General features: G+C 59.3%; 17 protein-coding genes. 5 read left to right on the forward strand and 12 right to left on the reverse strand.

The features are described from left to right. Positions 1-269 precede the first annotated feature (269 nt). Positions 270-1,163: a LysR family transcriptional regulator gene (locus tag ACUXUR_RS00690; protein ID WP_445500367.1), complete on the reverse strand. Its 894-nt coding sequence runs from the start codon at positions 1,161-1,163 to the stop codon at positions 270-272. 150 nt (positions 1,164-1,313) lie between these two features. On the opposite strand from ACUXUR_RS00690, the gene ACUXUR_RS00695 reads away from it, so the two are divergent. Further along, positions 1,314-2,783 carry an MFS transporter gene (locus ACUXUR_RS00695; protein WP_445500856.1) on the forward strand — a complete coding sequence of 490 codons (1,470 nt, stop codon included), beginning with the start codon at positions 1,314-1,316 and terminating at the stop codon, positions 2,781-2,783. Positions 2,784-3,356: 573 nt separating this feature from the next. Continuing rightward, the gene (locus ACUXUR_RS00700; RefSeq protein WP_445500369.1) at positions 3,357-3,728 is read left to right on the forward strand and encodes a hypothetical protein; all 372 of its coding nucleotides are present in this window, start codon (positions 3,357-3,359) and stop codon (positions 3,726-3,728) included. A 230-nt stretch (positions 3,729-3,958) separates the two neighbouring features. On the opposite strand, the gene ACUXUR_RS00705 is transcribed toward ACUXUR_RS00700, so the two are convergent. The 5 genes from ACUXUR_RS00705 to ACUXUR_RS00725 form a co-directional block, all read right to left on the reverse strand. Next, positions 3,959-5,959, reverse strand: a complete 2,001-nt coding sequence (locus tag ACUXUR_RS00705; protein ID WP_445500371.1) for a CocE/NonD family hydrolase — start codon at positions 5,957-5,959, stop codon at positions 3,959-3,961. A 109-nt stretch (positions 5,960-6,068) separates the two neighbouring features. Continuing rightward, entirely contained in the window at positions 6,069-7,697 is a 1,629-nt protein-coding gene (locus ACUXUR_RS00710) for an ABC transporter ATP-binding protein (protein WP_445500373.1), read from the reverse strand. Further along, positions 7,690-8,517, reverse strand: a complete 828-nt coding sequence (locus ACUXUR_RS00715; RefSeq protein WP_445500375.1) for an ABC transporter permease — start codon at positions 8,515-8,517, stop codon at positions 7,690-7,692. Before ACUXUR_RS00715 ends, ACUXUR_RS00710 begins: the two co-directional genes overlap by 8 nt. Then, entirely contained in the window at positions 8,514-9,518 is a 1,005-nt protein-coding gene (locus ACUXUR_RS00720; RefSeq protein ID WP_445500857.1) for an ABC transporter permease, read from the reverse strand. The genes ACUXUR_RS00715 and ACUXUR_RS00720 overlap by 4 nt, the downstream gene beginning before the upstream one ends. Positions 9,519-9,600: 82 nt before the next feature. Further along, positions 9,601-11,193: an ABC transporter substrate-binding protein gene (locus ACUXUR_RS00725; protein ID WP_445500377.1), complete on the reverse strand. Its 1,593-nt coding sequence runs from the start codon at positions 11,191-11,193 to the stop codon at positions 9,601-9,603. Between the two features lie 216 nt (positions 11,194-11,409). Between ACUXUR_RS00725 and ACUXUR_RS00730 the strand changes: the two genes are divergently transcribed. Then, positions 11,410-11,661, forward strand: a complete 252-nt coding sequence (locus tag ACUXUR_RS00730) for a CBU_0592 family membrane protein (protein ID WP_445500379.1) — start codon at positions 11,410-11,412, stop codon at positions 11,659-11,661. Between the two features lie 6 nt (positions 11,662-11,667). On the opposite strand, the gene ACUXUR_RS00735 is transcribed toward ACUXUR_RS00730, so the two are convergent. Then, positions 11,668-12,531 carry a LysR substrate-binding domain-containing protein gene (locus tag ACUXUR_RS00735; protein WP_445500381.1) on the reverse strand — a complete coding sequence of 288 codons (864 nt, stop codon included), beginning with the start codon at positions 12,529-12,531 and terminating at the stop codon, positions 11,668-11,670. A 615-nt stretch (positions 12,532-13,146) separates the two neighbouring features. Between ACUXUR_RS00735 and ACUXUR_RS00740 the strand changes: the two genes are divergently transcribed. Next, positions 13,147-13,554 carry a DUF1236 domain-containing protein gene (locus tag ACUXUR_RS00740; protein ID WP_445500382.1) on the forward strand — a complete coding sequence of 136 codons (408 nt, stop codon included), beginning with the start codon at positions 13,147-13,149 and terminating at the stop codon, positions 13,552-13,554. A 403-nt stretch (positions 13,555-13,957) separates the two neighbouring features. On the opposite strand, the gene ACUXUR_RS00745 is transcribed toward ACUXUR_RS00740, so the two are convergent. From ACUXUR_RS00745 to ACUXUR_RS00760, 4 genes are all read right to left on the reverse strand, one after another. Next, positions 13,958-14,689, reverse strand: a complete 732-nt coding sequence (locus tag ACUXUR_RS00745) for a LuxR C-terminal-related transcriptional regulator (protein WP_445500383.1) — start codon at positions 14,687-14,689, stop codon at positions 13,958-13,960. Positions 14,690-14,744: 55 nt separating this feature from the next. Beyond that, entirely contained in the window at positions 14,745-15,116 is a 372-nt protein-coding gene (locus ACUXUR_RS00750; protein ID WP_445500385.1) for a DUF1236 domain-containing protein, read from the reverse strand. Between the two features lie 100 nt (positions 15,117-15,216). Further along, positions 15,217-15,984, reverse strand: coding sequence for an anti-sigma factor family protein (locus tag ACUXUR_RS00755; protein ID WP_445500386.1), 768 nt, complete (start codon positions 15,982-15,984; stop codon positions 15,217-15,219). A gap of 25 nt (positions 15,985-16,009) precedes the next feature. Beyond that, on the reverse strand, positions 16,010-16,501 hold the full coding sequence (locus tag ACUXUR_RS00760; RefSeq protein ID WP_445500387.1) for an RNA polymerase sigma factor: 492 nt from the start codon (positions 16,499-16,501) through the stop codon (positions 16,010-16,012). 1,081 nt (positions 16,502-17,582) lie between these two features. Between ACUXUR_RS00760 and ACUXUR_RS00765 the strand changes: the two genes are divergently transcribed. Beyond that, positions 17,583-18,707 (forward strand): S8 family serine peptidase, encoded by a 1,125-nt coding sequence (locus tag ACUXUR_RS00765; RefSeq protein ID WP_445500388.1) that lies wholly within the window; start codon positions 17,583-17,585, stop codon positions 18,705-18,707. Between the two features lie 100 nt (positions 18,708-18,807). Here the strand turns inward: ACUXUR_RS00765 and ACUXUR_RS00770 are convergent, their stop codons facing one another. Beyond that, entirely contained in the window at positions 18,808-21,252 is a 2,445-nt protein-coding gene (locus ACUXUR_RS00770) for an AI-2E family transporter (protein WP_445500389.1), read from the reverse strand. Positions 21,253-21,649 lie beyond the last annotated feature (397 nt).

Below are 21,649 nucleotides of genomic sequence, written 5' to 3' on the forward strand. Positions count from 1 at the left end.
TCATCCAGCGCTCCTCATCGTTGTCTGGGCGCAAACTCCAGATCGATCATGCCTCTCATTGAGCTTGCCGTTGCTCCTGATTGTTGCAGAACGCAGTGACCCGGCGGATCATCCGCATCGCCTCGAAGCCTCTGCGGGCGAGACGGGTCTTATCCTCTGAAGGGCCGCCTGCTGGCCGGGCAGGCGCCTGGCACACCGTGATCGACCTCTATGACGTTGTTCAGGTATTTCGAGTGGACGACTCAAAACTCGGTCCGCTGGCTGCAGAATTACGGCGTGCCGCAAACGTCCCTGACGCATCGACGCAGCCATCGATGCGCTGGATCGGCATCCAGCCGCGGGTGCCACAGCAGTGAAATCGTGATTTCTGGCGTGGGTACGGGAAGGGGAAAACTATGCATTCCGGCGCGGAGGTTTCCGGTGTGCCGTGCAGGAACGGTGGCGATCAGGTCGGAGGTCCGAGCAAGAGCCAGCGCGGTCGAAAAGCCGCCGACAATCGTGGCGATCTCTCGCGCCAGCCCGAACTGTTCCAAAGCATGATCAACCGGTCCCCTGTCGAGACCCCGCCTTGAGACGCTGATATGCCTGCCGGTGGCATAACGAGAAGGGGTGATCTCGCCTTGACTGAGTGGGTGACGCATACGCACAACGCCGATGAAATAGTCTCGAAACAAGGCCTGAGCACGCACCTCAGGACCCGTTGTATCCCCCACAACGCCTGTTTCCAGATCGACGAGCCCATCACGAAGGGATCTGCTGTCTTTGTCTGGCTTCGACATGAAACGAAGCCGCACGCCCGGAGCGTCCTCGCCTACGCGAGCAATGAGATCGGGTCCGAAGTTCTCCACGAAGCCTTCGCTGGTCCTCAAGGTGAATGTACGCACGAGCTGCTTGAGGTTCAGGTTCTGGGCGGGGCGCAGAGCTGCCTCTGCGGCCTGCACGAGCTGGCTGACCTGCTCCCGGAGCTCGATGGCCCGGGGCGTGGGAACGAGGCCGCGTCCGGCTCTGACGAGCAAAGGATCGCCGGTTGTCTCGCGCAAGCGCGCCAGCGCCCGGCTCATTGCCGAAGGGCTGAGCCGCAACCTTTCGGCTGCGCGCGCAACGCTGCCTTCCGCGAGCAGCACATCAAGCGTGACGAGGAGGTTGAGGTCGGGGGACGACATGCTTTCACCATAGCACAACTTCGCTCAGATATGGCGTCATATGCACGAATAAAGTGCAAATGATGCATGTTCCGCCGTGTCGCTGAGCTGACTAAGGTTCAGAAGGCTCCAGTCCGGAGTCGCCAAGACGTGGAGTCCAAAGTGAAGCCGATGGTTGCGGAACAAGGCAGGGCAGGGCCTGGACATGCGAAACAGGAACCTTCGGTCCGGTGGGCGCTCGCCAGTCTGTCCCTCTCTATGCTGCTGCCGGCGCTCGGCACGAGCATCGCCAATGTCGGTCTGCCGGCTCTGGCCCAGGCGTTCCTTGCCTCTTTTCCACAAGTCCAGTGGATCGTTCTCGCATACCTCCTTACTATCACGATCCTGATCGTCAGCCTCGGACGGCTGGGCGATGTCATCGGCCGCCGAAGGCTGCTGCTCGTCGGGATCGCTCTATTCACGGCAGCCTCAACCCTGTGCGGCGTCGCCTCCATGCTGTGGCTGCTGATCGCCGGAAGAATCGTGCAGGGAGTGGGCGCGGCCATCATGATGACCCTAGCTATGGCCTTGGTCGGCGAAACGGTTCCCAGAACAAAGACCGGTAGCGTCATGGGACTCCTCGGAACCATGTCTGCGATAGGCACAGCCCTCGGTCCCTCGCTCGGGGGCGTTCTGATCTCCGGCCTTGGCTGGCGGGCGATCTTTCTCGTCAGCGTGCCTCTTGGCGCACTCACTCTTCTTCTCGCGTATCATACCCTGCCAGCCGATGACCAACGAATGAAGTCGGGTCGACATGGCTTCGATCCAATGGGCACGCTGCTGCTTGGATTGATGCTTGCGGCTTATGCCCTCGCCATGACGGTCGGGCGCGGGCATTTCGGCCTGCTCAACGTCTCCCTGCTGGCAGCGTCTGTCGTCGGAGCCGTCCTCTTCGTGCGCACCGAGGCAAGAGCGACATCACCCCTGATCCATCTGACAATGCTCCGGGATCCGGTGCTGAGCGCAGGTCTTGCCATGAGCATGCTCGTTTCGACGGTGATGATGACGACGCTGGTGGTCGGACCGTTCTATCTCACTGTCGCGCTCGGGCTCGACGCTGCCTTCACTGGACTGGTCATGTCGGTCGGTCCGCTCGTCGCGGCGCTCACTGGCGTGCCCGCCGGCCGCATGGTCGACAGGATGGGTGCGGACCGCATGACCATCGCTGGACTCGCAGGAATGGCGGCTGGCTCGTTCATTCTGTCAATAATGCCGGTGGGGATTGGCATCACCGGTTACATCGTTCCCATAGCTGTCGTCACCGCCGGCTATTCGCTGTTCCAAGCGGCCAACAATACCGCCGTGATGAAGGACCTCCAGTCGGACCAGCGGGGCGTGATCTCCGGCATGCTCAATCTTGCGCGTCACCTCGGCCTCGTCACCGGCGCATCCGTCATGGGGGCGGTATTTGCCCTATCCCTGGCGACGACCGACGCTGCGACGGCGCATCCTGATACCGTTGCCGCGGGTTTCAGGATGACGTTCGCAGTCGCCACAATCCTGATCATCCTGGCACTTGCAATTGCAGTCGGAAGCAGTGTTCTTGCGACACGCCTTTCCATTCTCCGGAAAATTGCAGGCTCCTTGCGTCTCATCAGATAAATCTTTCCTGACGAGGCCTATCATATTTAGCAGGCACGACGAGAGACGCACGCTGATTAAGGAGGCTGTTGTATGCCGCAAGCCTCACGAGCTGCCGCTCTTTGGTTCTGCCGAGGTGTTCGCATCGTCAGAGTCGGATGCTTTCGAGCCAGTATCTTGTTGCCGATCATTGGGGGCGGTCGACTGGCCGACGCGCTTCCCATCCGACCACTTATAGACTAGCCAGCCCAGCCCTGAGACAACCGCCGCGAGCACGACCAAACCTGTGCTGGGGTAATCACGGAAACTGATACGCTTCCCTGACTGCAGCTCATCGTCCAAATCGGATTTCGGTTCGTCATCCCTGCTGGGCATTAAGGCACCTCATCCTGCAAGCTCCTTATATAGGCGCTCCGCCGTATTTTTGCGAAAGGCGACGAGTGGCCGCTCCGTCCGCTTTTCTCCTCATGCAGGCCTTTGCAAAAGAAGTGGGCTTCCAGTCTTCGTCCGAAACCGTCGGTTAACCCTGGACTGGCATCCTTCCCTTGCGTGATTCAGGGACTGGGCGGGCCCCTCATCCGGAGATGATTGCTCATGACGGACAAGACCCTCGATGAAGCTATCACAGAGAAGCTAAACCTCATCGCTCCGACCCTGAAGGCGATACAAGCCGGGGGAGAGCAATCCTATCTGGGCGATCTCCAGACGCTTCTGAGAAAGAACTTGGCGAGCCTGCTCGCCCTGTTCGAGCGCGATCCCGGTCTCGATGCCGCGACAGCCGATCTTTACGCTGCTGCCGCCGCTATCGTGAAAGACGCCACGGCAGCCTCTCAGCCATATGTTCGCAAGCGTCGACTGCTTAAGGAAGCGCAAATGCGCTTCGAGGAGCGGATTGCACTGGCAAGGCCCAGAGAGCAAAGGTCGCCCGCCTCATGGCGCCGAAACGAGCTCTTTTTCGCGGCCTGATCGTTTTTGGATTCAGCTGGTCATCGCCTACGGCTGGAAACAAGCCGTGGCCGATCGGCAGTGCAAACAGCTCCGATGTTGCCTTAGTTCTTTGGTCAAAAAATACGGCATACTCAAGAAGAGAGCCGGTTCCACTCGGGTAGAGCCAGCTCTCTTCATTCAATCGACATCTCCAACGGAGTTCTCGAGCCACCGCAGCCACTCAGCATTCAGTGGAGGCGGGGCGAGGACTACGTGAAATCCCGTGGAATTGCCTTTTCGAAGGTCTTTTCGAAAACCTGGAGATCCCCCTCATAGGCGATCAATTCGCCTTTGAGCAGCCATTCCTTGGCCGTGCAGCGCATTCTCAACGTGGCCTCCGTGCGAACGGACCAGCCGGACCTTTGCAGTTCGCAGGTCCAGACGGAAGTGCCGTTCATCGACAGCGGGTCGTTCGGGGAAATCGACCAGAGCTCGTCCCGCACGCTCCGGGTCGCCAAGCCTGTCTCCGGATGCTCGGTCAGACCGGTATCCTCCAAAATGCGGTAGTCGGTGCGATTGGCCGAGAGATCGCGCGTGACCGTGCGCTCCGTCCGACCGGCCTTGCGGGAAATGTATTTGGGCAGAGGATCGGGATTCTCCGGCTCCTTCACCGTGACCACCTCGTGGGCGCCGAGCCTCGGCAAGCCGAAGCCGAGACTCGTCAGATCGATCGTCACTCCAGGGTCGACCGGCGGCGGCAGGATCATCGGCCAGTAAGAGGTGGAAATCGACAGGCGGATGCGATGCCCCTTGTTGAACCGGTAGCCGCAGGCATCGAGCACGATGCGGATCGTCGTGGGCCGACCCTTCTCCATGGCTCTCGGTTCGGCATTGCCGTCCCTGTGGGCGAGGTTGATGACACCAAAGGACACGCGCGTCGCCGTGCCGTCCGGGTGCACATCGACCAAGCGGGCGCAGAGATTGGCCCAGTCCTCGTCACAGGAGACTTTCAGCGTCAGAACCGGGCGGCCGAGAAGATCGAGCGTCTCCTCGAGAGGCGCAGTTTCCACCACGAGCGAGCCGGCATCATCGACGCGCTGGTCGCCAGGGAGCTCCGCATCCGGCTTCAGAGTAAAGTACTCACCGGAGGCCGTGCCCGTATCAAGCGGGGACTTGATGTAGACTGGATTTGCCGGGGCATGCGCCAATGGTACCCCCGGCTTCAACGCGCCGGCGGCATCTACGGAGAAGGAAATGACTTCAGGCTCTTCCCAGCGATCCTTGGCGACCCAGAAGCCAGGTTCTTTGCTGCGGTTTGGCTGCGGCTTCACACCGTCGAGGATATAGGCGCGCACCTGAGGAAGCTGATCGGCACCGGATTTTTCATCGCGAAGCCACCGGTTCCACCAGGCGATGGCCTCGCCTAGGAAATCCTGGCGTGGCTTGGGCCAGGCGAAATGCGGATATTTGTGAACCCACGGACCGATCAGCGCTTTGGCATTCTCCGGCATGCCTTCGACAGCGGCGAGCGGCGTATTGCGGTAGCCGTCGGCCCAACCTGCGATGACGAGGGCAGGGACTTTCACCGCAGAAAAATTCTCGCAGATCGAGCCATGTTTCCAGAATTCGTCGCGACGCTGGTGCGACAGCCATTCCGCCATGAGGAATGGCTCGTTTTCAAGCCGGTGCAGCCACATTTCCTTCCAGCGCTCTCCGACGAGTGCAGGATCCGGCGGGCGCGACTGGTACCCGAACATGGTGCCTGCCCAGGAGAGCTGGGCATAGAGATGACAGCCATTCTTGTAGTGGATGTCATCGTTGTAACGGTCGACGGTGGATGCAATCGAGATCACGGCCTTGAGAGCCGGCGGCTGAAGAGCGGCTACTTGAAGGCAGTTGAAACCGCCCCAGGAAATGCCCATCATGCCGACCGAGCCGTTCGACCAGGGCTGTGCGGCGATCCACGCGATGACTTCGCAGGCATCCGACAACTCGCGCGGCGTATACTCTCCGTCGATCACGCCATCCGACTCACCACAGCCGCGAATGTCCACGCGTATGCCTGCAATTCCTGCTTCGGCAAACGCGGGATAGGTCGCCTCATCCCGCACGGAAGTTCCATCCCGCTTGCGGTAGGGAAGATATTCGAGCACCGCCGGTACGGGGGAGATGTCGGCCCCGTCGGGCATCCAGATGCGCGCGGCCAGACGTGTGCCGTCCGCGAGCGTAATCCATTCGTTCTCGATGACGGTGAATGTTCGGTTCGTCATGGGATCACTCTAGTCATTGTTGTGAATCAGTGGCGTTCTTCGACAGGCAGTCACGGTGAGAGGACGAGGAGCTCGTCCTCCTGCGGGCTGAACGCGGGACGCAGAATCTTCAGTTTCCGGCGCTCTCCATCCGCCGCGCTTCCAGCACGCGCTCGAGCCAGCCGACCTCCATCTCGGGCACGGATTTCAGAAGAAGATCGGTATAGTCGTCGAAGGGAGGCGAAAGGACTTTCGACCTTGGGCCGAAACGAACCAGGCGCCCCCGGTGCATGACTGCGACGGAGTCGGCGATGGCGCGGACGATGGCGATATCATGGGTGATGAAGAGGTAGGAGACAGCTGTCTCTTTCTGAAGTCTCATCAGGAGTTCAAGAATGCCCTGCGCCACCAGCGGATCGAGCGCCGAGGTGGGCTCGTCGCAGAGGATGAGTTCAGGTTGAGCAGCAAGAGCCCTGGCAATGGCCACGCGCTGCTTTTGGCCGCCTGAAAGCTCAGCCGGATAGCGATCGATGAAGCCGTTGCCCATTTCGATCTGATCGAGCAACTCCTTGACACGGGCGGTCTTCGCAGCACCCCGCAGGCCATAATAAAAGGCCAGGGGCCGGCCGATGATATCGCGCACCGTCTGACGCGGATTCATGGCGGTATCGGCCATCTGATAGATGAGCTGAATTCTGCGCAGATCGTCTTTCGAACGATCCTTAAGCGCCGGCGTCAGTTCCTTCTGATCGAACGAAATGCGGCCCTCGCTTGGCGGCAGAAGGCCGGTGATGACGCGCGCCAATGTCGACTTTCCGGATCCGGACTCGCCCACGATCGCCAGGGTCTGGCCTTTCGGCAGATGCAAGGATACCTCGTGCAGAACCTTGAACCCGTTGGGATACTGAGCACTGACCTTCTCCACCTTCAGGAGAGAATCCGACTGATCGACGGTCTCCTTGCGGACTGCCTGTCGTACGTTCACCAGCGCGCAGGTGTATTCCTCCCGCGGCGCTTCGATGATTTGCCGGACGGGGCCGTATTCCACGGTCTTGCCCTGACGCAGGACCATGATGTCGTCGGAGATCTGTGCGACGACTGCAAGGTCGTGAGTGATGTAGAGGGCTGCGGTGCGGGTCTCTTCAATCGCATGCTTGATGGCTGCCAGGACATCGATTTGCGTCGTCACGTCCAGAGCCGTGGTGGGTTCGTCGAAAACGATTAGTTCCGGATTAGGGCAGAGGGCCATGGCCGTCATGGCGCGCTGAAGCTGTCCGCCCGACACCTGGTGCGGAAAGCGACGCCCGAAGGTCTCCGGCTCAGGCAGCCCAAGAACGCGGAACAGATAGATAGCCCGCTTCTCCGCTTCCGCCCGGCTCATGATACCGTGGCGAAGCGATGCTTCTATCACCTGCTCACCGAGGCGGTGGGCTGGATTGAAGGCCGCCGCCGATTGCGCGACATAGCATACCTTGGAGCCTCGAATACCGCGGACCTCCTTAGGTCCCAGTTTGAGAATATCCTGGTCATTGAGGCGGATCTCTCCCCCGGCGATACGGGCGCCGCCGCGTCCATAGGCAAGAGCCGCAAGCCCGATGGTGGATTTGCCCGCTCCGGACTCGCCAATGAGGCCAAGGACCTTGCCTTTGGTGAGATCGAAGGAAACGTTCTCGACGAGCGTGACGGTCCTGGGCGGCTCACCCGGCGGATAGGCGGTCGCCTCGATCTTCAGGTTACGTACAGACAGAAGATCAGGCATCGGCGCGCCCTCCCTTGAGTGAGGATGTCCGTTTCGTCAGCCAGTCGACGACGAGATTGATGCAGACGGCCAGAAGGGCGATAGCGGCGCCGGGAATGAGTGACGCGGATACTCCGAAGATGATGCCGTCCTTATTGTCCTTCACCATGCCGCCCCAATCGGCTGTTGGAGGCTGAATGCCGAGGCCGAGGAAGGAGAGGGTAGACAGAAACAGGATGGCAAAAGCAAAGCGCAGTCCGAATTCGGCCAGGAGAGGCGATAGAGTATTGGGCAGGATCTCCCGGAAGATGATCCACACTTTTCCTTCCCCGCGCAGCCGCGCAGCCTCGACGAACTCCATCACCGCGACGTCCAGAGCCACCGCCCGGCCGATGCGGAAGACGCGGGTGGAGTCGAGGATCGCCATGACCAGGACGAGGATCCATGTCTCCTGCGGTAGGACGGCCAGCACGACGAGCGCAAAAATCAGAGTGGGAATAGCCATCATCAGATCGTTGAAGCGCGAGAACGCCTGATCCACGATGCCGCCCCTGACGACGGCCATGAAGCTGAGGAACATGCCGATGGCGAAGGAGAGAACGGTTGCTGTCAGCGACACGAGAATCGTGGTGCGGGCACCATAGATCAGGCGCGACAGGAGGTCGCGGCCGAGATTGTCCGTGCCGAGCACAAAATCACCTCCCATGGGAGCCCAAATGTCACCGACGACATCGCCTTCTCCATGGGGTGCGATCCAAGGGGCGAATGCCGCGCAGACCAGGGCAACGGCAAGGCCTGCCATGCCCATCCACGCACTCAAGGGAATAGCTCTCAGATTCATCGCGGATGCCTCAGGCGTGGATTCGCAATGATCGCGAGAATGTCGGCGATCATGTTGAGGAAGATGTAGAAGGCTGCAAAGATGAAGCCGCAGGCTTGGACAACCGGCATGTCGCGCACCGAAACAGCATCGACCATGTATTGACCTATACCCGGGTAGACAAAGACCACCTCGACGACCACTACGCCAACGACGAGATAGGCAAGGTTGAGGGCGACGACATTGATGACCGGGGCCAATGCATTGGGAGCGGCATGTTTAGCAATAATGCGCAGCCCGCCAAGGCCTTTAAGTTCCGCCGTTTCCACGTAGGCGGAGGACATGACGTTGATGATCGCAGCGCGGGTCATGCGCATCATATGAGCGATCACGACGAGGACCAGCGTGGCGGTCGGTAATGCGATTGCCGACAATCGGTCGAGAAGGGGCATGCCGTCGTAGACGGTCGCTGGAAAGGTGGCGATTCCAGTGTTTACCACAAACCATACGATCAGCAGGTAACCGACGAAGAACTCCGGAAGGGAGATGGCGGCCAAGGATGCGATATTGATGAGCCGGTCCGGGAGACGGTTGCGGAACAACACGGCTAGCATGCCAAGGCCGACCGCGAGCGGTACGGAGATAATGGCAGCGAAAAAGGCGAGGAACAGTGAGTTTCCGAGCCTGAGGCTGATCTGCTCGCTTACTGAATTATGATTGGCCCAGGATGTGCCGAAGTCCCCGGTGAGCGCGCCGCCGAGCCACTCGGCATACCGGGTGACGACCGGTTTGTTGAGGCCCAGCTCCGTACGGATGTTGGCGACAGCCTGCGGCGTAGCCGATTGGCCCAGATATGTGGTGGCAAAATCGCCGGGTAGGGCCTCGATCCCGCCGAAGAGGACGATTGAAACAGCAAACAGCAGGATAACGCTGAGAAGCAGCCGCTGAATGATCATGGACAGCAGCGGAAAACGCTGTCGCAGCGTCCGGCCGGATATGAAGCCGGCCTTGGATGAATGCATCATGGAGACGTCCAAAGGCGATACATATCAGGACCACGAGAGTGTCGTGGCCCTGATAGATTAAGCAGAGCGTTGCGAAAGATCAGGCGTCTATCCAGACACGGCTGGCGACATAGCCATTGGAGCTGTCGTTGCCGATGTCATGCACGAAACCCTTTAGCGAGTTGGTTGAGGCACCCAGATAGTCATTGAAGACCGGCAGGATCAGGCCTCCCTCATCGCGCACGACGACGGCAATCTGCCTGTAGAGTTCCTTGCGCTTGGCTTCGTCCAGCTCGGAGCGGGCTTGAAGCACCAGCTTGTCGAAATCCGGCCGCTTGAACCTCGTGTCGTTCCATTCGGCGTTCGAGACATACGATGTCGCATAGCGCAGATCCTGTGTCGCCCGGCCGCCCCAATAGGAGGCACAGAAGGGCTGCACATTCCAGACATTCGACCAGTAGCCGTTATCAGGTTCCCGCTTCACGTCGATCTGGATGCCGGCTTTCTTCGCGCTCTGCTGGAAGAGGACGGCGGCGTCAACCGCGCCAGAAAACGCCGTGTCGGCCGTGCGTAGCACCAGTGGACCGGTATGGCCTGACTTCTTGTAATGGAAGGCAGCCTTGTCGGGATCATACATACGCTGCTCGATGCCTTCCGGAGCCAGCGCGTAGCTCGCATTGACCGGATAGTCGTTGCCGATCCTGCCGTATCCACCGATGACTTGCTTCAGCATGGCTTCGCGGTCGATTGCGTATTTCAGCGCCAGTCTCAGGTCGTTGTTGTCGAAGGGCGCTGTATCGCAATGCATCAGGAAGCTGTAGAAGCCTTTGCCGGGAGAGTTGAGGATTTCCACATTCCGGGCGCGCTTCAGCAATCCGACGGTCTTGGCATCAACGGAGTTGATATAGTGAACCTGACCTGAGGATAGGGCTGCGACGCGCGCCGTCGCATCGTTCATGACGATGATTTCAACGGTATCTGCGTGACCACGGTCGGAGCGCCAGTCGTCCCGGTTCTTCTCGAAGGTGATGCGGACGCCCGGTTGGAAGTTCGTCAGCTTGTAGGGGCCAGTGCCGATCGGGGCGGAAGGATTGTCGAGACCGCCATTCGGCTGAACGAGGAGATGATAGTCACTGAGGGTCAGCGGCAGGTCTGCGTTGCCTTCGCTCAGGGTGATGACGAGATCGCCGCCCTTGCTCTCGATGCTCTTGATCGAGCGCAGGAGGCCGAGAGCTCCGGATTTCGACGTTTCATTCGAGTGACGTTTCAGTGTTGCGATGGCGTCTTCGACCTTCATTGTTCGGCCGTCGTGAAACTTCACGTCCTTACGAAGTTTGAAGGTCCACACCGTCGCGTCCGGCGAGGCCTCCCACGACTCGGCCAGACCGGGCATCGGTGCGCCGGTGGTCGGATGTGTCTCCACCAGCGTGTCGCCCCAGCAGCGGCCCGTGATGAACATAACGGACGTGCTGTAGGCCGCCGGATCGAGGGAGTCGGTCGAAGCGCCACCCTTGAGACCGAGTTTCAGGTGGCCGCCTTTCTTGGGCTGTTGCTGGGCATTGGCGGAGGAGGCGAGCAGCGAGTTGGCTGTAGCCAAGGTCATCCCGGCAGCCATGGCGCGGCCGAGGAACTCGCGCCGGCTCATTCCGCCGAGCAGCATCCGCGCTCCGAATTCCTTTTTATCGTCAGTCATTTCTCTCTCGTTCCCTGTGCTTAGTCGATTTTGAGATATTCTTTTTGACCTTCTCACAGTCCGGTTGATGACTGCGGGGCCTCCGAGACGGAGGTTAAGGCAAGGGTTTCCGACCATTGTCATGAATTTGTCGCATATCCCTATGCGGCATTTTCGTTCCTGCAATGGGCTTAACTGCTCATAGACACTCTGCTTCACACCGAGTGGAGAGCATCCATGAGCACTGCAGATTTCGTCGGATTGATAGGGGTTGTGGCCTATCTACTAGCCTATGGGCTTCTGCAGTTGGGTGTGCTGAAAATTGAAGATGTCCGCTATGCCGCGTTGAATGGAGTCGGAGGACTGGCGATCATTTACTCACTGCTGTTCAACTTCAATTTGTCGTCCTTCATCACGCAGGTGCTTTGGCTCATCTTCACGATCATCGGGTATGCACGCTCACGGAGCCGGCGGACGCAGCCGAATTGAGTCCTCTCAAGACACGTCTCCTTCATTGCTGGCGATCAGCCAATCGGCGACTTCGCGGGCAATACGGCGCTGGTGCCGATCTGCGGGTCTGAGAAGATAGAAGCGCCCTTCCGAGGCGAGGGTGTAGTCGTGGGCGGGAATGAGCTTTCCGCTGTCCAAATACTCACGGATCAGCCAGGTCCATCCCAGCGTAATCCCGAGTCCTCCGACAGCCGCCTCAACAGCCAGTTGATAGCCTCCCAATTTCCAGAACCGTGTGGCGGCCGGAAGGTTGGTTTGAGCGGCCGTTATCCAGTCGGGCCAATCGAGCCACTCTCGGAGAGGGTCTTCAATGGACAGAAGAATCGGATCCGAGGTGTCTCCGAGCCTTGGCGTCCCAGGACTGGCAACGGGTATGATCTCCTCGCGCCCCAGGATCGTAGCGGCAACGCCAACCGGTCTCTCCCGCCGATAGAATACAGCTAGATCGAACTCATCCAGCCGAAGGTGCAGAACATCGTCAGTGACGCGCAGGCGCAACTCAAGACCTGGAATAGCGGCCGCCATGCGGCCCAGTCGCGGCATGATCCAAAGATCCGCAATCGCCCGGGAGCAGGCGATCGTGACTTGGCGTGGCCCAGTCCAGGCCCGGACACCATCCGTCACTCCCAGGATGTCGTTGAGGATCCGTCCGACCTCTGCAAAATAGGTTTGCCCCGTGGGTGTCAGGAGCACGCCGGAAGTTGTGCGCGTGAATAGCTTGGAGCCGAGAAAGGCCTCGAGCTTGTTGATCTGCCGGCTTATGGCACTCTGCGTCAGTCCAAGTTCAAGACCTGCCCGGGAAAAGTTCCCCAAACGGGCAGCCGCCTCGAAGATGACGAGTGCATCCAACGGTGGAAGCTCTCTCCCTCGCAACATTGTTTAGGTGTCTCCTGGCATGCCCCAGCTTTCACCCAATAGTGCGATAATGGTTGCGCTAGCAACGCTTACCAGGAATGTCGCCTATGACTTTTGCAACTTATTCCGATTGCTCCTCACCGAGATTCTCGAGCTTCGCGTCTATCGGTATGTGATGGTCGGCGTGGGATCGCGTTGGTCGAGCCTGAAGGTAGCCGCGTGATCGAGGTCATCGAATATGTCCGCTCCGGGAGGGAGGCCATAAGATCCTCCCTATTCGATCCCTCGTGCGGCAGTATTTTCTACGGGCACTTCGCCAATCGCTATCGGAGATGCTCCAGGAGGATGATGTGACAGACTCGTGGTGCGCTTCCAGAGTAAGGTCGGCTGGAGAGGCAGCGCCATGGAGTAGCAGAATCGCAAGTATCATCACCTGGATCCGTATATGTCATTAATATTCAATAAACAACTTGTTAATCAAATATTCATATTTGACGCTTCCGCTTAAACAAGAATGTGAATTGTATATTCGGCTTGAAACTACTTGGCGAGAGCTGGGTTGAATGAGCAGTGGGCGAAGAGCCCGACTCTACAATTCAGGAGTTACCCATGTCGAAGAAGATCCTTCTCGCCGGTGCCGTCCTCGCGTCGCTGGCCCCTGCGGCTGCTTTCGCTCAGTCCGGCGGCGCTGCTGTTGGCGGTGCGACCGGAGCGGCTGCCGGTGCGATCGTCGGCGGCCCTGTGGGCGCTGCCGTGGGTGGTGTTACCGGCGCGATCGCTGGTGGCATTGCAGACCAGCAGAAGCCTGAATTCCGCCAGTATGTGACAACCCGGAAAGTTCCGTCCTACACCTACAAGGAAGAGGTTCGTGTGGGCGCGGTCCTGCCGGAATCCGGTGTGACCTATTATGAGGTGCCGGCCGAGTACAAGGTGAAGGGCTATAAGTACACGGTGGTGAACAACACTCCGGTTCTGGTTGAGCCGAGCACTCACAAAATCGTGCAGGTTATCCGCTAAACGATATTCCGGAAACAGAGGGGGCGGTCGTGCGACCGCCCCCGTGCAGGGAGCCGGCATGCTGGTCGAAAGAGAGATCGACCATCATCGCTAATCGACGGTTTGTGGCCTTCGCTGGAATACGAAGAAGTTGTTGTCCGTCGTGGATCTGCTTGCGGTGGGGTCGAAATCGGACAATGTCTTAATGTCCAGCGAGCTCGCATATTCCCACCCGTCCGCTGTCAGGAATGTCGGTACCGGCCTGTCCTCTGGAACGGCACAATACAGGTCCAATTCATCCTTATGTTTGAACAGGTTGTAAGTCAGCATGGCCCTTTAAGTCCGTCGTGTTGTCTATATCGTTTTATGCACGCGATACGACTGAGTGGTGTGAAGCAGCTGATCGCCTGATTATCATCACTGCTCATTCATTCACATCGAGCGGCAGGTGATAGGCTGCCCAAATAGCCGCTTGGGACCTATTGTGGACCCCAATCTTCCTGAGAATTGCCTTAACATGCACCTTCACGGTCGTTTCGGCCACATCGAGCTTGCGAGCGATGACCTTGTTGGGCGCACCTTCTTTCAGCAAGCTCAATACTTCTGTTTCTCGGCTGGACAAGGGAATCCGCGGAGCGATGCCAATAAGTTTCTCAGGGTTGAGTCCGAGCGAACAGTCTGTGCTGGGTACGCTGCCTTCGATGATTGCGAGAACCAGTTCTGACGGAACCACAATCTCTCCTAGCATAACCAGTTCAATCGAACGGACTAGGACATCGCGACTGCTGGTTATGAGACAGAACCCGTCTGCTCCGGCATGCCGCGCGGAGACGACAGCGTTGATATCAAATTGATCGGCGAGAACGATCACTCGTGCCGCCGCATTCTGGGCTTTTAATTCTGCGATCAGATCGAGGATTCCACGGGGACGGTAATTCTCATCCACGATGAAAAGCTCTGCTGCGGTATCATCAGCGGCCGAGCTCTGTGAGTCGCTCTGAAATACAGAATCTGCCACAACGAAGCGGGTGCCATCCAGGATCTGCTCTACTCCCGTACGAAAGAGGGGAGTGGCATAAACATGCACTCTTGTCACGCAAGGGCCTGCAGCATTCATGACAAGTTTTTGTTCCTGATAAGCGCGATCAAATAACATGAGTATCGTTCCGTTCTCAGGATGGAGATGTCTTATGCGTCCTCCGGTGCCGTCATCACTGGATGACGTAAACAATCTGGCGCGAAGCCGCGTCGACGATCACCCGGCGTCCTTCAACAATTGTGTATCGGTAGGATTCGTGCCTCGGAACCACGTAGAGCACGGCTTCCTCAGGAATCACGTCGCCAATCTGAAGACGTGCTGTGTCCTGGCTGCTTGCTGAAGGTTCCGACCATGTCTGTGTTCTCCCATCGGCCGAAAGGTGTGCCTTGGCTTTTCGAACAAAAGAGACGGCCCCGGTGAGGGTTCCAGCCTCTGCATAGGCCAACTTGGAACCGGAGTTGTCTGGAGGCTTTCTGGCTCCTTCGAAGGTCGCCATAGCACCCAGCGAGAACACGCCAAAGATCAGGATGAGTACTATCCGCATCGTGGACCTCCTTCGCCTGCCTGAATGCAGAACGTATGGCGGTCCGACTTATTCCAAAAAGCTCTGGTAATTTTCGTATTTGCGGACGGCTTGCCGCGCCTCACCTCTGGCGACGGGCCTCGCTCAATGCCTTCATTTCAGCTGAACCAAGAAGCGGTTCGCCAGCACCGGCGTTCTGAAGGTAGCTTGCCATAAGATCCGCTCCGCCACTTGGAACATAGAGCTCGTTCGTTGCGGCCGATGCGATTGCGAAGGTGATCACCCATTCGCGACCGCGACAGGCAACCGCATGAGAAGTGCCATGGGGCATTTGGAGTTTGAACTCCCGGCATACGGATCCATTTGCCATGCGAAATGTCGAGATCACCCGCATTCGGCCGAAGGGCAAATCCTTGTCCTGTCCTGAGGGGCTTTCGCTGAGGGTGCGGCTGACATCAGGAGCCGCGAGGTTCGCAATGGGGTCGGAGGATGAAGGCAGAAGTCCTTGTCGCCCAGCCAGATAGCCGCCTGTCGCGATTGCGAACGCCGCAAGGCTGGCAGCCAGAGCCATCCCAAGGTGCTGCCTCCCTGCGGAAGGAGCGCTCTGCGGGGCCTCTCTCTCCCCGGGCGAAGTCTGCTGAGTGGCGTGTCTCTCAAAGCGATCGATCTGGGCCTGCACTGCGGCCTGCAGTTCAGGAGGAACGTCCGATGCGGTCTCGCTGGGAAATGCCGACCGGATGAGATGTCGACTGCGCAGGAATTCGGCAACCCGCTTCGCGACGGCCAAGTCGCTGGCCATGGCTTGTTCGACCATGGCCGCGACCTGCTCATCGAGTTCCCCATCCGCGAAGGCCATGAGGATCTCATCGCTAAAGTGAAGTTGCGCCATCAGCATCTCTCTACAATCGCTTCCATCAGGCGGCAGCCGTCATTTCGACGAGCCTCTTGCGGGCTCGTGCAAGTCGGCTCATCACTGTTCCGATCGGAACTCCCAAAACCTCGGCCGCTTCCCGGTAGGCGAGATCCTCGACGCAAACCAGTAGCAGCACCTCCCGCTGCTCCGGTGGCATCGCATCAATGATCCGCTGGACTTCGGCCAATAGCAGCTTGTTCAAAATCGGCTCTTCACCGGCATCTCCGACGATTTCAGTCTGCGTTGCGACATCCTCTTTCATGCCCTCGGTCCTTGATCGTCTCAGGTGATCAATCCAATTGTTGCGCAGGATGCGGAATACCCATGCATCAAACCGCGTCCCCGGTGTCCAACTGTCCGCATTGGCCAGCGCACGCTCGCAAGCGCTTTGCACAAGATCATCTGCTAGGGAAGGCGAACGGCAGAGCACCAAGGCAAAGCGCCTCAGCCGCGGTAGAAGCGCCACGAGTTCCTGTCCAATGGCTGCCGGCATCTCTGCTCCGCTTTGCCCTTGCTTCTGAAAACGGATTTCGGCCCGCTTTATTCCCTCCACAATCTGTATGGATTATGGACGGGTCTATTTGACCGGGAACTCCACCGGATAAAAAGCCGGACTTTATCGTTAGCTCTGTGCCGGCTTAACTTCGCCAGGGATGCTCCGCTCCGATTTCGGAGCGGGACGCTTTGGATATCTGCCGGGTATTGCGTAACAGAGTACCGCATGCTGTCCGGTTCATACGGGTTCTTCAGGCCCCCGCGCACCGGAAGAGAGTCGTGAGGAACCAATAATGGCACGTTGGTGGCGATATCTCGTGATGGTGGCCGGAAGCGTAGCTGTTGCAGCACCCGTTCAACTCCGCGTCGACCACGGTTCACCTGCCGACCTCCAACTTACCCCATCGCTAGCCTTCGCTAAGTCAGGTGGTGGACATGGAAACGGCAACTCCGGAAAGGGGAATGCTGGAGGCGGAAACGGGACTAGCGGCAATTCTGGGAAAGGGAACTCCGGTAAAGGCAGTCCAGGAGGCGGCGGAACTGGCGATAAGGGCAGCGCGGGTAACGGGAGAGAAACCGCATCGGGCGGCAACAGCGCCGGGCAGGGCAGCAAGAGCGGAAATCAGGGGGGCGGCAGCGGTCCGATAGGGGAGGCGCCGGGGCACTTTTCCAATGCATCAAACCCACCGGCCAGGAAAGCGGCCAAATTTGCTAAAGAGCTGAAACCTTGGAATGGCGTCAAGATGAGAAAGACTTATCTTGCAGCGCCAAGTGCCAAGCCTTTGACACCAGGCAGGCGCGTCGCAGCTCGCAAGAAGAACAAGGGGTCCAACGAGACCGAGCGCGGACAAACCGCGAAAGGCCGTGTAACTCGCGATAATGGAAAGATAGCCTCTGACCCGGTCGCTCGAGGTACGTCGGAGCCGGCCAAGGGCTCTGCAGTTCGATCCGCTCAGCCATCTGCAGCCGAACGTGCCGCCTCCGCAAGTGCGAATGATCGCTTGGAGTTGATTGGTTCGCCGTCAAAGCCCCGGCAGGCCCCGAACTCGATTGTCGTCTCCGGCCTATCTGAGCAGGAATTGGCTAAGCTGGCGGGATCAGGACTGCAAGTCGCGTCCCGAACGCGTGGCCTCATCGCTCCGCGTGTCGTTCGGCTGAGCGTTCCTGCAGGCATGTCCATTGTCGAGGCTGAGCGCGCCGTACAGAGGATCAACTCCAAGGCATCTGCCGATGCGGACTCCTACTATTATACAGATGGAGGAGAGAATACGGCGGGAGGAGAGGCGGGATGCGCCGCCCCCGGTTGTGAAGCCTCCACGCTCGTGGGCTGGGAGCCGGTCGCGGTTGACACCTGTGAGGCGCTGCCGCTCATCGGTCTTGTCGATACCGGCATTGATCTTGAACATGAGGCCCTCAAAGGCCAGCCGATCGAATTGTTGAATATCTCCGAAGAGCCTGGGAACAGCTCCTCTCTTGATCATGGCACCGCTATTGCCGCGCTTCTCGTTGGCCGGCCGGGGAGCATTACGCCCGGGCTGATTCCGCAGGCGAGCCTCATCGCCGTCGATGCCTTTTCCAAGGGAGACGGTACGGCCGACAGATCCGACGTCGTGTCCCTCGTCAGCGCCTTGGAGGCTCTTGCTGATCGTGGCGTGAAGGTGGTCAACCTCAGCCTTTCAGGACCTCCGAACAAGGTTCTCGAGGCTGCGATAGAAGCCGCTCGTGCACAAGGAATCGTTCTTGTGGCGGCAGTCGGAAACAACGGAGCCGGAGCCGAGCCGTCCTATCCGGCGGCCTATCCGGGCGTTATTGGCGTGACAGCAGTGGATCGTCAGCTCAACATCTATCGGCGTGCAACTCGTGGCCCCTATGTTGCCTTCGCAGCCCCGGGTGTCGAGATCCGGATGGCTCAATCCAAGGGAGGAAGCGCGGTAAGGAGCGGAACGTCCTATGCCGTACCCTTCGTGTCAGCCGCCATGGCGATGATGCTAGCCAATAACCCAGAGACAGACGTTGAGAAGCTAGAGAAATACTTGCAAGACACCACTCGGGATCTCGGTATGCCTGGAAAGGACACCACGTTCGGGTATGGTCTCGTGCAGATGGCCAACTTGTGCTCTGCGCCGAAAGCAACGCCCATTCCCGTGGCTGGAGCTGTTTCCTCAGTTGCACCTCTCCAACACAAAGGACAGCACGCACCATGACGGAGGCAGATTCCGGGTCGCCGCCCAGAAGACGCTTATCTCTTCGCTAAACAGGGATTATGCAAAAGGGGACTTTGCGTGAGATGCTCTCCGAGGTGCTTCACTGAAACTCGTCGACTTTTGGCTCTGTCGATGAATTACCCTTCTGGACGACGTCCGCAGTGTGGGATTGATCTTCGGTGGTCCGGCGCTCAATCTGCGCCATCAGGTCATCGGCCATCTCCTGAAGGCGTCGACGGTTCTGCTCCGGGAACTCCCGCGGCTGGGTGTCGATCACGCATAGAGAACCGATGACGACCCCGGCAGAAGTCCGCAGCGGGGCGCCGGCATAAAAGCGAATTCCCTTCTCAAGCACGAGCGGATCATCAGCGAAGCGAGCATCCTTGGTTACATCTTCGGAGACCAGGACCTCGTTCGCGGCAACCACGTATGCGTCGAGCGCCTCCTCATGAGAAGTCTGCTGGACCGCCTGAGTATCCTGGGATGAATCCGGTGTGCTCGAGCGGGGCTGATGCACCTCGTCAATGAGGGATACCAGAGCAATCGGTGCGTCAAATGCCTGCGCGACTTTCCTGGAAACTTCATCGAATTGCCGGCCCCTGGCGGAGGCTAGGCCGAGGTCGTGCAGCGCCGCAATCTGCGCCTGCTCGGTGTCGGGAAGCACCGGGGGCGTGCCGCTGGGCGACGTCGGGCGGCAGACCCATGCATCCACTTGGTCGACACAGGTCTCCAGCGAGGCGAAGACAGCATCGGATGCCATCTGCTTCTTGAGGTCCTCCGTCTGTCCGGCTCCAGGCGCCAGGTTCCAGCAGCACACGACGAGCTTCACATGAGGTGCCCGGCGTCGGAGGCGACGGCAGATATAGCGGGCGTATACTTGTGGCTGTGGGTGAAGGTAGGACAGGCACACCACGTCCACACCTTGCAGGTCGAGCTGTCCCAGGGCCCCCTGGCTGACGGCGATCGGTGGCAGGACCCGAGCGCCAATGCCACGCTCATCAAGCACCTGCGCCATCATCTCGGCGGCTGCGCGGTCGAGTTCGGTGCGCCCGGCTAGACAGAGGACGGAGGACGGCCGCTCCGCTTTGGCAGGCGGCAGCCGACCTTCACCCGTGTCTTCGTTTGCTTCGTCACCGGTAGCAGCCTTTTCCCGGACGTGATCCTCGACCTCGCGCACGACGCAGATCGCGGTGTCGGCGACGAGCCGCCGGTAGTTAGTGTCGGTGGTGCTGCGCTGGCGGTCGTTCTCGGCCAGACGGAGGGCAGGGATGGCCACCTTGTCATAGAACTCGCGCGACGAACATTCGTCGACGTAGTCCTCGGCGATTTCCACGGCCTCCTCCAGGTTGCCCGCCAGCAGGCGCTGATAGAGACGCTCCTCTGGCGCGAGCACCGGATCGCTGCCGAGGAGGACACCAAGAAACTCGAGCTGTGGCACATAGCGGCCGATGACGACGAGGCACACCGTCAGGGGCGTCGCCAGAAACAGGCCAACCGGGCCCCATAATGTCGTCCAGAAGATTGCCGCCATGATGATGGCGAGCGACGACAGACCCGTGCTGGAGCCGTAAAGCCACGGCTCGATGACGTTGTTGCTGATCAGCTCCGCCACGAGGAACAGTCCCACGACCCAGAGCAGCATGGTCCAGCCGGGATCGACCGCGATCGCCAGGGCGATGGGAAAGAGGGCGGCCAGGAAAGGGCCGAGATAAGGAATGAAGCGGAGGACCGCCGCCAGCAATCCCCAGAGTACGGCGTTGGGCACGCCGATGAAGTAGAGCGCGATGCCGATCGGGATGCCATAGGTCAGGTTGACGACGAGCTGCATCAGCAGATAGCGGCTGACCCGGGCGGCGGCGTCGTTGATGGCCTGCGTGCTCTTCTGGAGATCGCCTGCTCCGGCAAGCTTGATGAAGCGGTCGCGGAGGTCCTCTCGCTCGAGCAGCACGAAGATCACGAAAATGACGACGAGGCCGGCCGTGGCGAGCGGCGCGAGCAGGGGACCGACGACGGTCCGGATCATCTCGAGCGGTTGGGCCTTCGGAGCTTCGAGTCGCACGGTGACAGGCTCGCGCGAAGATTCTGCTCCGAGGCGAGGCTGCGGTGTCTCGGGCTTCTTCTCATCGCCTGAGAGTTCCTTGCCGAGATCCTCGATAGTGGTTGTGACCTTCTCGACGACGCTGCCTCCAGGCGCAGATTGCTGCAAGGAGCGGATCTTCTGCGTGATGGTGGTCTGATAAGCCGGAAGGTTGTTCGCGAGTTGGACGAGTTGGCGCCCGACGACAAAGGTGATGCCGCCTATGAGGATGAAAGCGAGAGTTACAGCAACGAGTACCGCGGCGATCCGGGGCAGCCTGAGGCGTCGAAGCCAGTTCACCAGGGGGGTAAGCGCGAAGCTCAGAAGAATGGCAAGAGCAAAGGGAATGAATATGTCCCGACCGAAATAGAGGCCTCCGATTGCCAGGACGATGCCGCCCGCAGTCAGAAGCGGAGAGCTAACGGACGTCGCGACCGGCGGAGGCGGGAGCGGAGCCGGGTCGGCCATGATGTGACACCTTCCGGTTAAATTGACCGAAGGACAACTCGGCATAAACCCGTTAGATCCGGTTGCGCCGGTCGAGTATCGACTCGCATCGACACTTGCCAGCAAGGCGGATTGCTGGGGCAAAAGCCCTATGGCTGGCGGTTGACCGAGATCCTGCTGAAAACCTAGCCAATTGGGCAGGTGACTGGCATCAGGCAGGCCCCTATCAATAAGATGGTTTCGGGGTTCTCCTGCTCAGCTTCCTGGCGCAAGATAACCGTTTGATCGCGCCAGAGATGCGCATGATTGTTGCATTGCCTTTCCGCCGTCACGAAAATGCATAGTATGCCAGTGCAAGCTGAGCGAAGCTTGTCTTCTCGCCGTTGCGATGAGCCGCAGAAGAATGCGGATGTATAAT

It is taken from the genome of Microvirga medicaginis (assembly GCF_052658925.1).